The 15691-nt window shown below is 56.0% G+C and carries 10 protein-coding genes; 3 read left to right on the top strand and 7 right to left on the bottom strand.

Annotated elements, in window-relative coordinates; genetic code table 11:
• Positions 1 to 20: 20 nt before the first annotated feature.
• The 4 genes from rplI to LARV_RS09720 all read right to left on the bottom strand — a co-directional run bounded on the left by rplI (position 21) and on the right by LARV_RS09720 (position 3490).
• On the bottom strand, positions 21 to 545 hold the full coding sequence (gene rplI / locus LARV_RS09705; protein WP_075073453.1) for a 50S ribosomal protein L9: 525 nt from the start codon (positions 543 to 545) through the stop codon (positions 21 to 23).
• Positions 546 to 752: 207 nt separating this feature from the next.
• The gene (locus tag LARV_RS09710; protein WP_075073454.1) at positions 753 to 1898 is read right to left on the bottom strand and encodes a DUF1786 domain-containing protein; all 1146 of its coding nucleotides are present in this window, start codon (positions 1896 to 1898) and stop codon (positions 753 to 755) included.
• A complete protein-coding gene (locus tag LARV_RS09715; protein ID WP_075073455.1) occupies positions 1895 to 2263 on the bottom strand; it encodes a hypothetical protein in 369 nt (122 codons plus the stop codon). The genes LARV_RS09710 and LARV_RS09715 overlap by 4 nt, the downstream gene beginning before the upstream one ends.
• A gap of 12 nt (positions 2264 to 2275) precedes the next feature.
• Entirely contained in the window at positions 2276 to 3490 is a 1215-nt protein-coding gene (locus LARV_RS09720; protein WP_075073456.1) for a cation:proton antiporter, read from the bottom strand.
• A gap of 125 nt (positions 3491 to 3615) precedes the next feature.
• Between LARV_RS09720 and LARV_RS09725 the strand changes: the two genes are divergently transcribed.
• Positions 3616 to 5265, top strand: a complete 1650-nt coding sequence (locus LARV_RS09725) for an acyl-CoA mutase large subunit family protein (RefSeq protein WP_152031767.1) — start codon at positions 3616 to 3618, stop codon at positions 5263 to 5265.
• Positions 5266 to 5298: 33 nt separating this feature from the next.
• Positions 5299 to 5706, top strand: a complete 408-nt coding sequence (gene mce / locus LARV_RS09730) for a methylmalonyl-CoA epimerase (protein WP_075073458.1) — start codon at positions 5299 to 5301, stop codon at positions 5704 to 5706.
• A 79-nt stretch (positions 5707 to 5785) separates the two neighbouring features.
• On the opposite strand, the gene LARV_RS09735 is transcribed toward mce, so the two are convergent.
• Entirely contained in the window at positions 5786 to 6415 is a 630-nt protein-coding gene (locus LARV_RS09735; protein WP_075073459.1) for a hypothetical protein, read from the bottom strand.
• Between the two features lie 238 nt (positions 6416 to 6653).
• Positions 6654 to 7979 carry an MFS transporter gene (locus LARV_RS09740; protein WP_075073460.1) on the bottom strand — a complete coding sequence of 442 codons (1326 nt, stop codon included), beginning with the start codon at positions 7977 to 7979 and terminating at the stop codon, positions 6654 to 6656.
• Between the two features lie 279 nt (positions 7980 to 8258).
• Between LARV_RS09740 and uvrA the strand changes: the two genes are divergently transcribed.
• A complete protein-coding gene (uvrA, locus tag LARV_RS09745; RefSeq protein WP_075075182.1) occupies positions 8259 to 11159 on the top strand; it encodes an excinuclease ABC subunit UvrA in 2901 nt (966 codons plus the stop codon).
• 8 nt (positions 11160 to 11167) lie between these two features.
• Here uvrA and LARV_RS09750 read toward each other — a convergent pair whose 3' ends face one another.
• A complete protein-coding gene (locus LARV_RS09750; RefSeq protein WP_075073461.1) occupies positions 11168 to 15508 on the bottom strand; it encodes a tetratricopeptide repeat protein in 4341 nt (1446 codons plus the stop codon).
• Positions 15509 to 15691 lie beyond the last annotated feature (183 nt).

Genomic DNA, 15691 nt, shown 5'->3' on the forward strand with positions numbered 1-15691 from the left:
TTTCGGCAGCCGAAAACGAATTACTCCTGCGCTTCAGCTTCGGGGGCAGCGGGGGTTTCTTCAACGACTGCGGGGGTCTCTTCCGCCAGTTCAACGGTCTCGCCTTCACGGTGCACGATGACCTTGATATCGGGGTTGAGGTCAACCGTCAGGCGGATGTGGGCTTTGTGCTCGCCCAGGGTGCGGATGGGTTGAATTTCGACCATGTGGCGATCGATGCTGAGGCTGTATTTCTTATTGATGGCATCGACGACCATCTGCGGGGTGATCGAACCATACAGCTTGCCGGTTTCACCAGCCTTGCTGGCGAAGGTGACGACTGCATTGGCGAGCTTTTCAGCCACACCGCTCATTTCACTGTTGAGGGCGGCGCGTTTGGTGGAGGCAACGCTGCGAATGCGGTCTACCTGCTTGAGGGCGCCGGGGGTAGCCAGAACAGCCAATCCCTGGGGCAGCAGGAAGTTGCGGCCATAGCCGTCGGCAACACGTTTGACATCGCCGGCGCGGCCGAGCTTATACACGTCTTTGGTCAGTAAAACCTTCATTGGGTCAAGCCCTTTCCTTCTTGAAATTTGTTTGCGGGATGAAGGGTACAACATCCCAAGCGGACGGATTTTACCACACAGTGGTGATTTTTACCACACAGTGGTGTTTTTTACCACACAGTGGTGTTTTTTACCACACAGTGGTGTTTTTTACCACACAGTGGCGCCTTTTACCAGACAGGGTGTTCTACACCACCGTGTTTCATTTTATTCCACTTCCCAGGGCGGCGTTCCAGCCCCACCCGCGCCGGCGAGCGAGGCGCGCAATGTCTCAGCCAGCTCCGGGATGACATCCGCGATTGCCGCCAGTAGCCCAAAGCAGCCCGCGATCATCATATCGCCAAAGGGAACGGCAAAATAGGGCTTGAGCGCTGAGCCTTTCAGCATGGCCCGGCGCGGGCCTGTTACCACCAGGCTGAAGTCCTCCCGATCCAGTGCAAGGGGCGACCCGGCATAGACCAATGCTCCATGGCCGTTGTCATTGTAAACGGCAGCGTTGGTCAGTGTGCCTGCCGCCAGGCCGCGCAGCAGTTCTTCCAGCCTGGGCGGATTGAGGAAGCCGGTGTGGTGTTCGAAGACGCCCTCGATGCCATCTTCTCCCAGTCGGAATGCCAGGGTGTGGAAGTTGCCCACATTGACGATCAGGTTGCGTTTGTGCTGGGCAATCATCGGGTCCAACGTGGCGCCCAGAACGGCAGCGGCGGCCGTATCCATGACCACCAGGGAGGATGGAATTTCAGACGCTGATTTTGCCACGGCCTGCAGGCGGGTCATGGAGGGGGGAATCCGGTCGGCGGGGTAAGCAAAGGCGCTCAACCGGTTTTCGGCGCGGATGCGTTCATCCAGGTAATCGAAACGGAAGCGCCGGTCGGAGACGCCGGCCGGGGCGGCGCCGTGATCGAAAACCGCGATCCCAATCGCGTCCAGCCCGTGCAGGGTCAGGCCAAACGGCGCCAGGGCATATCGCAGCGCGATGGGATCGAAATCCGCCATTCTCAGACGAATCACCGCTTCCGGCAGCCGGCGAGCTTCGTCCTGGCTCACCAGTTTCACACCCAGCGCAGTGACGGCTTCGAGATCATCGTTGAGTGTCCTGGCGGCGTCGGATGTGGCATACACCGGCAGACCGGCTTTCAGATGGGCTTCGACTGCCCAGGCGGCCGGGCCTCCGCCCATGGTCACCCCGCTCAACAGGACGGGATCTTTTCGCTTTGTGGCTTCGCGCAACCGGCGGTTGACGATCATGGTCGGCGAGGGCATGATCAATTTGAAACCATTTTCCAGATCCAACCGGGAATCGTAGAAGAAGATATCCTGTGTTCCCGTGCCCACATCGACGGCTAAAATTTTCATTCTTCCTCGGGGTGTTTACGATGCAATCCGCGTACGCGTGCAACCGGCAGCGCGACCAGAATGCCCGTTTCCGGGAGGTCCAGGTCGCCGGTGACCGATTCGGTGGCTGCGATGACTTTGTCGACCATTTCCTCACCGGAGACGATCGTGAAGAAAGTGCGGTTGGAGTTTTGCGAGCGTTCCAACAGGTCTTCCAGACTGGGAATCAAAGGAAGGTCATCGCGCAGTCCGGCGCCTTTCCGATAACGCGCCAGTCCCGTGCTGGGCAGAATGGTAATACCGCTGACGCCGGCCTGATCCCAGGCGTTGAGTAAGTCATCTTTCTTTTCCAGATCGTGAAGAACGAAGAGAACCATGAAATCCATACGACCTCCGGTTTACCCCTCGGGTTCTGTAACGGCGGGCGGGGGCTTGGGGACGCGAAACGCGGCCCGCAACATGGGCGGCGTCACCAGGGTGGTGACCAGGACCATGCCAACGATCGCCGAAAAAAGGGCCGGCGAAAGCAGTCCCTGATCCAGGCCAACTTTGGCGACGATCAGGCCAACTTCACCGCGAGAGACCATGCCAATCCCCAGTTGCAGCGATTCGAGCATGGAAAAGCGCCCAAGATAGGCGCCCAGACCGGCGCCCAGGGTTTTACCAAGAATGGCAATGAGGATGATCATCAGCGTGATCCACAGCGCCGATGGATCCAGTTCTTTGACATTTACAGAAAGGCCGATGCCGATGAAGAATACCGGCACGAAGAAGCTGTATGCCAGGGCATGCAAACCGCCCTTGATCTCATCGGATTCCGGCGTGCGGCTGAACATCAGGCCAGCCAGGAAAGTACCCGTGATGGCGGCCATGCCCCCAATGATTTCCGCGGCCAGACCATAGAAAAGGAGGATCACGATGGCCAGGCTGATGACTCCCTGGCTGATGTTCAGGCGGGCGGTCTGGCGCATCAGGCGCGGTAACAACCAGACGCCAAACGCAATGGACAGCGCGAAAAAGAGGATCATCTTGCCGATGACCAGGAGAATGGCGAGAAAACCACTCCCGTCGCCCTGCAGGGCCAGGTAAAAAGAAAGCAGCAGAATCACCAAGATATCGTCGAAAACGGCTGCTCCCAGCAAGCCCAGCCCCACCCGGCTGCGCAGGACTTTCATTTCCATCAAGGTTTGGGCTGAAATGCTGACGCTGGTCGCTCCCAGGGTGAGCCCCAGAAACACGGCATGATGAAAATTCATGCCGGTCAGTTCGCCGGCCAACAGACCCAGGCCGACCGGGAGGATCACCCCCAAAGTTCCCGAGAAGGCGGAGACTTTGGAGCTGCCCATCAGGTCCCGCAGGTCGAGTTCGAGGCCGGCCAGGAACATCAGAAGCAGCACGCCCAATTCTCCCAACTGGGAAATCGTCTCACCCAGATGAATATCGGTGATGAAACTCAGGTGGGTCAGATCGATCAACGATGGGCCCAGTAGCAATCCCACCAACAGCTCGCCAAACACAGAGGGTTGGCCGATGCGCGTGCTGAGATAGCCGCCCAGTTTGGCGGCCAAGATGATAATTGCAAGGACAAAGGCCAGTTGGAGGAATGAACTCATCGATTAATGATCTGATTAATTAACTCAGGAAGGTTATCCAAAGTTTACCATAAAAAAATCCACTGCCGTTTCGACTTCGTTTCATGTATACTGTGGATTATCTCACAATGATTCGAGGCGGATCCATGGAATTAGATGCTGAACGCAACCGTTGGGAAGAGACGACCCTCCAGAAGGTGCTGAACAAATCACCGGAGCGAAAAGAGCATTTCGAGACCACATCGGGCATCGAAATGCCGCGCGTAGCGCTGCCCCAGGACATCAACTACATGGAACAATCGGGCTTTCCGGGGGAATATCCCTTCACCCGCGGTGTCCAGCCCACCATGTACCGCGGACGCTTCTGGACCATGCGCCAGTACGCCGGTTACGCCTCAGCGGCAGAATCCAATGAACGCTATCGCTATCTGTTGCAACAAGGCCAGACGGGCCTGTCCGTGGCCTTCGACCTGCCAACCCAGATCGGCTACGATGCCGACGATCCCATGGCACTGGGTGAAGTCGGTAAAGTGGGCGTTTCCATCTCCTCGTTGAAGGACATGGAAATGCTGTTCAAAGACATCCCGCTGGATAAAGTTTCCACCAGTATGACCATCAACGCGCCCGCGGCCATTCTGCTGGCGATGTATATCGCGGTGGCCAAGCGACAGGGCGTTTCAGAAAACGCGTTGCGCGGAACCATTCAGAATGATGTTTTGAAAGAGTACGTCGCTCGCGGCACCTATATTTTCCCGCCGACGCCCTCCATGCGCCTGATCACGGATATTTTCAAATACTGCGAAACGAATATCCCGCGTTGGAATACGATCAGCATCTCCGGATACCACATCCGCGAGGCGGGTTCGACCGCGGTGCAGGAAGTGGCCTTCACCCTGGCGGATGCGATTGCCTACGTTCAGGCTTCGATCGATGCCGGGCTGGATGTGGATGGGATCGCCTCGCAGTTGTCGTTCTTCTTCGCCGCTCACAATAACTTCCTCGAAGAAGTCGCCAAATTCCGCGCGGCGCGCCGCCTGTGGGCTCAGATCATGAAGGAACGCTTCCACGCCCAGAAACCGCAATCCTGGATGCTGCGTTTTCACACCCAGACCGGCGGCTCGATGCTGACTGCGCAGCAGCCCGAGAACAACATCGTGCGCGTCACCCTCCAGGCGCTGGCGGCGGTGATGGGCGGCACGCAGTCGCTGCACACCAACAGCATGGACGAAGCCCTGTGGCTGCCGACCCAAAAGTCGGTCCGCATCGCGCTGCGCACGCAGCAGATCATTGCGTACGAATCTGGCGTGGCCGATACCATCGATCCGCTGGCCGGTTCGTACGTCATCGAACAAATGACGGATGAGATCGCCGCCAGGGCGATGGAATACATCCGCAAGATCGACGAGATGGGCGGCGCGCTGGCCTCGATCGAAAAGGGTTACATGCAGGGTGAGATTCAAGAAAGCGCGTACCGCTATCAGATGAGCATCGAGCATAATGAACAGACCATCGTGGGCGTCAATGCCTTCCAGGTGGATGAAAAATTGGAAATGGAAGCCCTGAAGGTTGACCCGGCCATCGAGTCCGATCAACGCGCCCGGCTGGCCGATCTGCGTGCTCATCGCGACAATGCCCGCGTGAACGAATTGCTGGCCCACCTCGAGTCAGCCGCCACCCGGAATGAAAACTTGATGCCGCTGTTCATCACCTGCGTCGAAAATGACATCACGCTGGGTGAAATCTGCAACGTGCTGCGCAAGGTGTGGGGCGAATATCAGGCCCCGGCGCTGGCGTAATCCATTCGAGTAAACCATCAGGATAGGAAAACCATGCCAAAAATCATCAAAATCAACCATATCGGCATTGCGGTGCCGGATATCGACGCCTCGCTCACCTTCTGGCGCGACGCGCTCGGCTTGGAAGTCGATCACGTCGAGGAAGTCGCCAGCTCGAAGTCGATGGTGGCTTTCATCCCGTGCGGTGAGAGCGACGTCGAACTGGTCAAACCGACCGCTGACGACACCGGTGTGGCAAAATTCATCGCCGAACGCGGCGCCGGCATGCACCATTTGTGCTTCGAAGTCGACGACATCGATGCGATGCTGACCGAATTGAAAGCCAAAGGCGTGCGCCTGATCAATGAAACCGCGCAGGTTCTGCCCGGCCGCAAGATGGCTTTCGTTCACCCCAAGAGCACCGGCGGCGTGCTGGTCGAACTTTACCAGTTGACCCACTAATTTTCAAAAGCGATCCAGCATAAGGGCTGTCGATTTTTTCGACAGCCCTTTTCTTAGTCTCCGAACTCGACGAATTCTCTCAGATCCAACCCATTGGAATGAAGACGAGCAACGAGCCCAGCACCAGGCCCCAGACGACGCTCACAGCAATCAGTTTATTCTTGATTTTCTTCATATCGTACACCCAGAAGGACGCCAGGAAAAAGGGCACATAACCGATGAGGAAGATCAGCCAGGGCGCCGACCGACTCCACCAGGGGTAATCCCAGGTGAGCATCCCGGCGGCGTTGAGGATGCACTCGATGATAACGCAGAAGATCGAACCGGCGATGATGAAGAACCAACGGTTCGGCAGCCCGAGGATCTTTGTCTTCCGGTCTGCCGGCAGCATCTTGCACCAGATGATGCCGCTGATGGCGAACATGAATGTGATCTCGATGTTCAACCCCGCCAGGATCAAGAAGGCCGTCTTTCCCGGCGCGCCCCAGACCGGCGCGAAGCCGTTGAAATGGAGCACCAGGGCGTTCCAGATTTCATTGATCCAATCCATCCCCCAGAAGGTCAGGCCGGCCAGCACTAGACTCCAGTCCCGCTTCTGGACTTCGATGGTGTAGATATAGAATAACAATGCCAGCAGGGGAATCACATACCACTGCAGTGTGGCCGGGTCCCGCAGAATGCGCATGGCTTGAAGGGTCGCTTCGGACATGGTTTTCTCCTCCCATATTTATTTTCACTTTGTAATTTAATTATTGGCAGTTAATAACAATTTTAGACTCATTTTCTCCATCAGGTTTGTCAATCCCTTTCTCTTTCCTTTCTTCCCGTTCGTGTGTTTCGTGGATTTCGGAGTTGTATTTCTTAATCCTGTTCCAGCCCCTCCAAACAAGTCAGGGCTGTCACCGCGCGGCGACAGCCCTGATGTATTTGCGGGTCGAACAGGTTGGCTACGCTACTCCGGGGTTTGCCTGCCGGTCCACCATCTCCTGCTCTTCTTCCTGGGCGGCTTTCATGCCGCGTTCGACGTCGACCCGGGTCAGCAGAAGCATGCCGACCAGGAAGAAAACGAACAATGACAGGATGCTCAGGCGGCTGTGCCCGACGATGGTCGAAACCACGCCGAAGAGGAAGGGCCCCAGGATCGAGGCAAATTTCTCGAAGACGCTGAAGAAGCCGTAGAACTCGGCCGATTTGCTCTTGGGCATCAGGCGGCCGATCAATGACCGCGAGAGTGCCTGGCTGCCGCCCTGAACGGTGGCGACAGCCGCCCCCAACGCCCAGAACTGCCACTCGTGATACAGGAAGAAGCCGGCGATGGCGATCAGGGTGTAGATCGCCAGGCTGATATAGATAGACTTCTTGGTGCCAATTTTTCGCGAGAGCCTGCCGAAGAGAATGGCAAACGGCGCGGCCAGGAACTGCACCATCAGCAGCGTGCCAATCAGGGTCGTCTTGCCAAAACCCAGTTCATTGCCATAGGCCGTGGCCATGACGATGATGGTGCCGATGCCGTTGGCGTAAACCCAGAAGGCCAGCATGGCCATGGCCAGATCGCGGTATTTACCCAGTTCGCGGAAGGTCTGGCCCAGGCGGTGGAAACTGGCCTGAATGGGCTGGTAGTTCTCTTCTCCGGGGTGAATCCGGCGTTGGGGTTCTTTGACGTGCAGCAGCAATGGCAGGGTAAAGACCGCCCACCAGACCGCAACGGTGACGAAGGACAGGCGCGTCATCAGGCCGGTATCCAGGCCGGGGATCAGACCCGGCAGGACCATGATCATGACCAGGTTGATGGCCAACAACAGCCCGCCGCCGATGTATCCCATGGCGTAACCGCGCGAGGAGACCTGGTCGATCTCCTCCGGACCGGCGACGTGCGGCAGGAGCGCATCGTAGTAAACCAGGCTGCCGGCGAAGCCGATATTACCAAAGGTGAAGAAAAGCGAGGCCAGCAGCCAGTCGCCGGATTGGATGAAATAGAGCAGGGCCGTGCCGGTCACGCCCAGTGCCATGAAAGCCGTCAGAAATTTTTTCTTCGAACCGCTGAAATCCGCAACCGCGCCCAGAATGGGGCTGATGATGGCAGCCAGCAATGCCGAAAAGGAGGACGTATATCCCCAGTAGGCTGTGGCGATGTTGGGCGCCAGACCCGCGGTGGCCACCGAGGTGTAATAGACCGGCAAGACAGCCGCCATGATGGTGGTGGCAAAGGCTGAGTTGGCCCAATCGTACATGGTCCATGCGCTGATGGCGCGTTTGTGTGCTTTTTGATCCATGGATTCGTCCTTTACAGGTGGGGGATGCTAGAAGTATAGCATCGCCCGAAATTCAAAGGGTTCGGATCGGCCGGCATTATTTAAAACCATACCGGCTGTCATTATTTAACTCTTGTTCTATGAACATAATTTCGATATAATGTGGATATTCGGGAGGAGCGACACATGGAATTCGGACCCAGAGTGAAAATCGACGATGGACTTGCGCTGGATGGTATAATTCAAGGTCACGAATTGAACGGGGAAGACGATTCCTCGTGGAAGGTTGAGAATGGAATGATGAGTCAAAACGTGATCCGCGTCGTAGGCGCGCGGGCCCATAATCTGAAGAATATTACCGTCGAGATCCCTCGCGACAAGCTGGTGGTAATTACCGGCCTTTCGGGTTCCGGAAAGAGCTCGCTGGCGTTCGACACCATTTTTGCTGAAGGCCAGCGCCGGTATGTCGAATCCCTGTCGGCGTACGCCCGCCAGTTCCTAGGCCAGATGGAGAAACCGGATGTCGATTACATCGACGGTCTTTCGCCCGCGGTGTCCATCGACCAGAAATCCACCTCGCACAATCCGCGTTCGACGGTCGGCACGGTTACCGAAATATATGATTACCTGCGTCTGCTGTTCGCGCGGGCCGGCATCCCGCATTGCCCGGTCTGCGGACGCGAGGTCAGCAAGCAGTCCGCTCAGGAAATTGTGGAAGCGCTCGAAAAGCTGCCCGAAGGATCGCGCCTGTTGATTCTGGCGCCGGTGGTGCGCGGCCGCAAAGGCACCTATCAGGCCGTGCTGGATGAGGTCCGCAAGGCCGGGTTCGTGCGCGTGCGCGCCGATGGCACGGTTTACAGCCTGGATGAAGAGATCAGCCTCGATCGCTACAAAATCCACACCATCGAAGCCGTCGTCGATCGGTTGGTGGTCAACCGTCCGGAGAGCGAGGAGGACCGCAAGCAAATGCGCTCGCGTCTGACCGATTCGGTTGAGACGGCCTTGAAGATGGGCGAAGGCTATCTGACGGTCCAGAACCTGGCCGTTGAACCGCCGGTGGACCTGTATTTTTCGGAGCACCTGGCCTGCCCGGTTCACGGCGTCAGTCTGCCGGAGATCGAGCCGCGTACTTTTTCGTTCAACACCCCCCACGGCGCCTGCCCGGATTGTCAGGGTCTGGGCAGTAAATTGGAAATCGATCCTGAACTGTTGATCCCGGACCCCGACCGTTCATTCAAAGAGGGCGCCATAGCCGCGATGGAATGGAATGGCCCGCGCGAGCAGGGCGGTTATTACTGGCAAATGGTGGAATCCGTGGCCAAACGCTTCCATATCGACCTGGATGTGCCGGTTCGCACCATTGCCCCGGAAAAAATACAAAAAATCCTGTATGGCACCGGCGCGGACGAAATGACCATGCAGTTCAGTGGTCAAAACGGCCGCGAGACATCGTATACGACCACTTTCGAAGGGGTCATCCCCAACCTGGAGCGGCGTTACCGCGAGACAAATTCGGAATATATTCGCAACAAGATTTCCGAATTCATGAGCGACCGGCCATGCCCCACCTGCAAGGGGACCCGACTGCGCGCGGAGGCGCTGGCCGTGACGGTGGACGATCAAAATATCGTTGAGGTGACCGAATGGCCCGTGTCGCGTACCCTGGCCTGGATCGACCGGTTGGGCGGCTCTGAATCGTCGCTCAGTCCACGCCAGCAGGCGATCGTGGATCGGGTGGTGAAGGAAATTCACGCCCGCCTGGGTTTCCTGGTGGATGTCGGCTTGAATTATCTGACCCTGCGCCGGCCGTCCGGATCGCTTTCCGGCGGCGAGGCGCAGCGCATTCGTCTGGCTACCCAGATCGGCTCGCGATTGATGGGGGTCCTGTACGTATTGGATGAACCGTCCATCGGCCTGCACCCGCGCGACAACAGCCGTTTGCTGGAAACGTTGAAGCGCCTGCGTGACCTGGGCAATACCGTGCTGGTGGTGGAACATGATGACGAAACCATCCGCTCGGCGGATTGGGTGATCGACCTGGGGCCGGGCGCCGGCGAGCACGGTGGACACGTGATTGCCGAAGGCACGCCAGCGCAAATTCTGGAGGACCCCAATTCGATCACCGGCGCGTATCTCTCGGGCCGCAGGCAGGTGCCGCTGCCGCCCAACCGTCGTCTGGGCAACGGAAAGCATCTGCGCATTATCGGCGCGCGCGCCAACAACCTGCACAACGTCGACGTCGACGTCCCGTTGGGAAAACTGGTGTGCATCACGGGCGTTTCCGGCTCGGGCAAATCGACCTTGATGGTGGATGTGCTTTACAAAGCGCTGGCGCGGGATGTCAACCGCGCGCATACGCAACCCGGCGATTACGACAAAATCGAGGGTATCGAACTGATCGACAAGGTCATCGATATCGACCAGTCTCCCATCGGGCGCACGCCGCGTTCCAACCCGGCCACGTATACCGGCATGTTCGACGAGATTCGTTCCCTTTTCGCCGAAATGCCGGAGAGTAAAATGCGCGGCTACAAATCGGGGCGTTTTTCATTCAACGTGCACGGGGGCCGCTGCGAAGCCTGCCAGGGACAGGGACAACTGCGTATCGAAATGCAGTTCCTACCGGACGTTTACGTGCCCTGCGACGTCTGTCACGGCAGCCGTTTCAACCGCGAGACCCTCCAGGTGCATTTCAAGGGTAAATCCATCGCCGATGTGCTCGACACGACCGTCGAGGAAGGGCTGGAATTGTTTGCCAGTTTTCCATCCATCGAGAATAAGCTGCGCACCCTGCAGGACGTGGGTTTGGGGTATGTGCGCATCGGCCAACCGGCCACCACGCTTTCGGGTGGAGAAGCGCAGCGCGTCAAACTGGCGCGCGAACTATCCCGCCGGGCCACCGGACGCACACTCTACGTGCTGGATGAACCCTCCGTGGGCCTGCACGCCGCCGACGTTCACCGCCTGATCGAGGTGCTGCAGCGCTTGGTGGAAGCGGGCAACACGGTCCTGATCATCGAGCACAACCTCGATATCATCAAAGTGGCCGATTACCTCATCGACCTGGGCCCTGAAGGCGGCGACCGCGGCGGGTTGATCGTGGCCACGGGCACGCCGGAAGAGGTGTGCGCGAGCGAAGATTCCTATACCGGCCAGTACCTCAAGGCGTACCTGAAAGAGCATCACCAGTTCATGGTGTGATAGGTTGGTTATTTCTCTCTGGCGGCCTCGGCCAGCCTGCGCGAGATTTCCAGGAGCTGCTGCTGGATGTCGATGACCTGTTCCCATAAACCGCGCCTGCGATAGGTTTCGCTTAGCGCAGCGAGGGTTTCACTCATACCGGGCAAGTCCTTCAAGGGCTGGCGAATGGATAATGCCAACCGGAAATATTTCTCTGCGTTCTCCCATTCGCTGCGTTTGGAATAAAACTTACCCAGGTCGTGGTAGGTATAGGCCTTGCCGACTTCATCCCCGAGTGACTCTTTGATGCGCAGGCTCTGGCTGAAGAAATCGAAAGCCGGCTGCCATTCGCCGCGTTCGGTATGGAACTGGCCCAAATTGTTCAAAACCATCGCTTCACTCCAGCGGTCACCGATTTCGCGGATCAGAGTCAGGGCCGTGCTGAAGCAATCTTTGGCTTCATCCCAACGCCCTTGTTGCCGGCTGATATACCCCAGGTTGCTCATTGCGAAGGCCACGCCGCGTTTATCCCCAATTTTCTTCCGCAATGCCAGATTCTCGAGGTAGTATTTGCGGGCATCTTCCAATTGCCCCAGGGTCTCATAAATATTTCCGATGTTGTTCATCGTCATCCCCTCACTTTTGGGTGATCCCAACTCGCGGGCAAGAGAAAGGCTGGTCTGATAAAAAGATCGGGCCTTTTCGCGTTTCCCCTGCCCCATACAAATATTGCCGAGGTTGTTCAGGGTATTCATCTGGCCTGGCCGGTCTCCCAATTCATTTTGGATCCCCAGGCCGGCTAAGTATTGATCCTCTGCTTCCTTCCATCTACACTGGTGCGAAAATATATTCGCCATGTTCGTCAGCGCATTGGCCTGTCCCTGCCGATTCCCAAATTCTCTGGCAATCATCAGGGCCGCGTTGAAGCATTCGAGGGCTTCGTCCCAATTTCCTTGTTCCTGGTGGAGATTGCCCAGATTGTTGAGAATCGAGCCTTCCCCTTTTCGATCGCCAAATTCGCGTTTGATGGACAGGCAGGATTGAAGGAGCGGAAGCGCTTCGGTTAATTTCCCCTGGTTGCAATAGATAATGGCCATATCCTGCTGGGAACCGGCAATTCCTCTTCGATCGCCCAACTCTTGTCTGATCTTCAAACCGAGATTGTATTGAGCCAGCGCATCTTCCCACCGGCCCTGGTGCTCCAGGACATTGCCCAGACAATTCAATGCCCGGGCCATCCCCTGGCGATTCCCGGATTGCTGTTCGAGGGTGAGGGCGGTTTGAAAAAAACGGGCTGCATCCGCCCATTTTCCCTGATCTTCTTCGATCGAGCCAAGATTGATCAAGGCAGTCACTTCGAGTTCGCGATAACCTGACGATCGAGAAATTTCCAGGCTGGAAAGATAATGGGTTTTGGCTTCATCCCATTTGCCTTTCGCATCCTGGATGAGCCCCAAGCCAATCCGGGCCAACGCTTCTCCGTGAAGATCACCCAGCCTGCAGGCCAGCTCCAGGCTGGATTGATAACTTGCCAGGCTTTCATCCCATTGACCTCTCGACCAACAGACAGAACCAATATTATTCAAATTAGTGCTTTCGAGATGTGGGTCGCCCAGTTCCTTCGATAGTTTCAGGCTCGAATTGAACCTCTCAAGCGCTTGATCCCACCGGCTTTGCCTCATGTAGACCGTCCCTAAATTGTTCAGGACGATGCTTTCTCCACGCCGATCCCCCAATTGCCGATAAACACTCAGACTTTCTTCATGCATGGATAACGCTTCGATCCATTCCCCTCGCATCGATAGAATGTTCGCAATGTTGGACTGCACCACTGCGCTCGATTGAAACCGATTAAACTGCTGAAAAATGGCCCGGGCGGCCGTGTATTTTTCCAGAGCCTTGTCCAGGAGACCTTGCGTTTGGTAGATCAAACCCATATCGTTATACGACGAGGCGATTTCGAGACTGTTCCCGAGGGCGGACCTGAGTTCCAGACTTTTCTCATGCCACGCCAGGGCTTCGGTCAAATTTCCCTGATTGTAAAATATCGTCCCGATCTCTGACTGAGTTACCGCCGTTAAAGATTGAGCCCCCAATTGCTCGAAGACGGCCAGGGCCTTTTTCTGCCCTTCCAGAGCCTCGGCAAATTTTCCGCGCAGCCTTTGGATATCCGCCAATAGACTCTGGCAGATCACCTGTTGTAAAAAATCCTCCGTTTTGATCCAATTTTGCATCGCAGTGGAGATGTATTCACTAGCCCGATCCAGCTCACCCCGGTTTTTGTAGATCATGCCAATCAATATGTTGGCCTGGCTTTCACTACGAATGTCCTTGATCTTCTGAAAGATTGCGAGCCCCGCCCGGTAGTTCTCCAGGGCCTCCGCCCAATTTCCCTGCGCGAAAGAGATCCGGCCGGATTGGATCAGGAGATCTCCTTCGACAGGATCTTCCAGGCCTTGAAGGATCTGCGTACATTTTTCAAGATACGTCCGGGCTTCTTCCAATTTGCCCTGACGTAGATATAGATGGCTGATTTCCTTCAGGATTGCTATCTTTTCGCGTTGAATTCCAAGCTGCTCTACAATTGCCAGACTTTCCTCGAAAAATTGGAATGCATGCGTCCAATCAGCCTGACGGGCGTAGATTTTGGCCAGAGCATTGCCAACCCTGACCACCAGACGGGGGTCGCCGATTTCCCGGGTGATTTCCTGCGCTTTGCGATATCGGTCTTCGGCATTTTGCCAGTCATTTTGAATTTCGGCGATATGGGCGCAACTGGCGAGCGCATCGTACTGGCCGGGCAGATCCCCGGATTCGATGGCGAGGTCGAGATTGGATTGAAATAGGGCGAGCGCTTCTGCCCACTTTCCCGTCGAAGCATCGAGCCAGCCGATTCTCGTTTTGACGTCCAATTCTTCCGAACGGATGTCGAGATCGTGATAAATTTCCAGGGCTTCCTCAAAGTTCGATAAGGCTCGCTTCGGTTCGCCGGAATCCATGTTCGCAGTCCCAAGCAGGACCAGGAGATCGGCGATATCCGGTTGAAATCCCAATTCCTTCTGGATCGCCAGCGCCTGTTCCAGCAGGGTTATTGCGCCTTCAGGATCGTTTTGAATGTAAAGAAGATGTCCCCGGTTTTGCAAGGCACGCGATTCCGCGACTTTGTCGTTCAATTCGCGGGCAATCGCCAGGCTTTCCTGAAAACAGGAATTGGCCTCTTCCCAACGATTTTGAGCCTCGAAAAACCGTCCGATGTTCGAAAGAGCATTGAACTCTCGAATTCGATCGCCGGTTTCTCGCGCTTTTTCCAGCGCGGCCTGGAATTGTTCCCTGGCCTCATCCCACCGGTACTGGAGCATATGGCACAAGCCGGTTTGAATCCGAACCGTAACCTCCGGACCGGAAAGGCCCTCAGCGGCAGTAATTTCCAGCGCCTTGTCCAGGTTGGCTGAGGCTTCGCGCCAGTGACGGTCGAGCATGTGGATGAAACTGATCTCGATCAGTTCATTGACGATATCTTCATGGTTTTTCAGTTTATAAAGGATTGAAAGACCGGCGTTGAAGGCTTGCAAGGCCTCGGGGTAGTTCCCCTGAAACCGATAAAGTGTGCCCAGGCCGTGCAATACCTTGCTAAATCCGACAGAATCACCGATTTTTTGAAAAATGGACAGACTCTCCAGGTACTCTTGCCTGGCGGCAGGCCATTTACCCATCCGAGCGTGGATGTCGGCGATATTGAACAGGCTTTTGGCTTCATCCTGTTTCGCCCCTAATTTGCGCATGATCTCCAAACTTTTACGGTGGCAGGCCAGGGCATCTTCCCATTTCGTCAAGTCCATGTAAACGACGCCCAGGTTATTGAGCACCTGAGCCTCCATATAATGATTTCTCTGACTGCGGGCAATTCTCAGCGCGATCTGGTATTGTTCGAGGGCCTCGAGGAACCGGCCCAATCTCAAATGGACAGTCGCTGTGTCCATGGTCAGACAGGCCTGAAGTTCCGGCTCCAAATCCTTGGCCTGCAAATCCTGCAAGATGGATAAGGCTTCCGTCCATTGCCGGGCATCCATCGCCGCCCGGCCCTTGAAATAAACCCACCATTGTTTCTGCCCGGGCGACAAGGTATCCAATTGGGTTTGAGAAAGATTCAAAAGATAACCATATTTGGAAAAATCCTGATCGTTTTCAAGCAGGCCCATCACCGTTGTAAACCAGCGCGTGGGGGACTGATCTCCATGCCGGGGTTCATCCGATTTGCCAAACAGCGCGTCCAGGTCCAAATTTTGATCCGGCGCTGAGCGTCCGCGAATATTCGTGGTTACGAAATCGGCAAGGCGATTAAGAAGAGAAGGGCGTTGATTCTTATCCATTTTGATTTATTTGTGGAGAAGGCTGATTTGTTGGGGGCAAGAAGATATTATTATCAATCGATTATGAATATCAATATTATGCAACGATTCCAGAAAACGCACGGAATAATTACAGGGCATTTATCGATTTTGTAAAAAAAACACCCGGAGCAGTTCATTACTCCGGGTGTCGATGAGGAAAAG

The sequence above is a fragment of the Longilinea arvoryzae genome (genome assembly GCF_001050235.1).
Taxonomy (GTDB): Bacteria; Chloroflexota; Anaerolineae; order Anaerolineales; family Anaerolineaceae; genus Longilinea; species Longilinea arvoryzae.

Coding starts and splice junctions, on each gene's coding strand:
- uvrA (WP_075075182.1), top strand. CDS start 8,259: ATGAGTCAAAACGTGATCCGCGTCGTAGGCGCGCGGGCCCATAATCTG.
- LARV_RS09740 (WP_075073460.1), bottom strand. CDS start 7,979: ATGGATCAAAAAGCACACAAACGCGCCATCAGCGCATGGACCATGTAC.
- mce (WP_075073458.1), top strand. CDS start 5,299: ATGCCAAAAATCATCAAAATCAACCATATCGGCATTGCGGTGCCGGAT.
- LARV_RS09715 (WP_075073455.1), bottom strand. CDS start 2,263: ATGGATTTCATGGTTCTCTTCGTTCTTCACGATCTGGAAAAGAAAGAT.
- LARV_RS09710 (WP_075073454.1), bottom strand. CDS start 1,898: ATGAAAATTTTAGCCGTCGATGTGGGCACGGGAACACAGGATATCTTC.
- LARV_RS09735 (WP_075073459.1), bottom strand. CDS start 6,415: ATGTCCGAAGCGACCCTTCAAGCCATGCGCATTCTGCGGGACCCGGCC.
- LARV_RS09720 (WP_075073456.1), bottom strand. CDS start 3,490: ATGAGTTCATTCCTCCAACTGGCCTTTGTCCTTGCAATTATCATCTTG.
- LARV_RS09725 (WP_152031767.1), top strand. CDS start 3,616: ATGGAATTAGATGCTGAACGCAACCGTTGGGAAGAGACGACCCTCCAG.
- rplI (WP_075073453.1), bottom strand. CDS start 545: ATGAAGGTTTTACTGACCAAAGACGTGTATAAGCTCGGCCGCGCCGGC.
- LARV_RS09750 (WP_075073461.1), bottom strand. CDS start 15,508: ATGGATAAGAATCAACGCCCTTCTCTTCTTAATCGCCTTGCCGATTTC.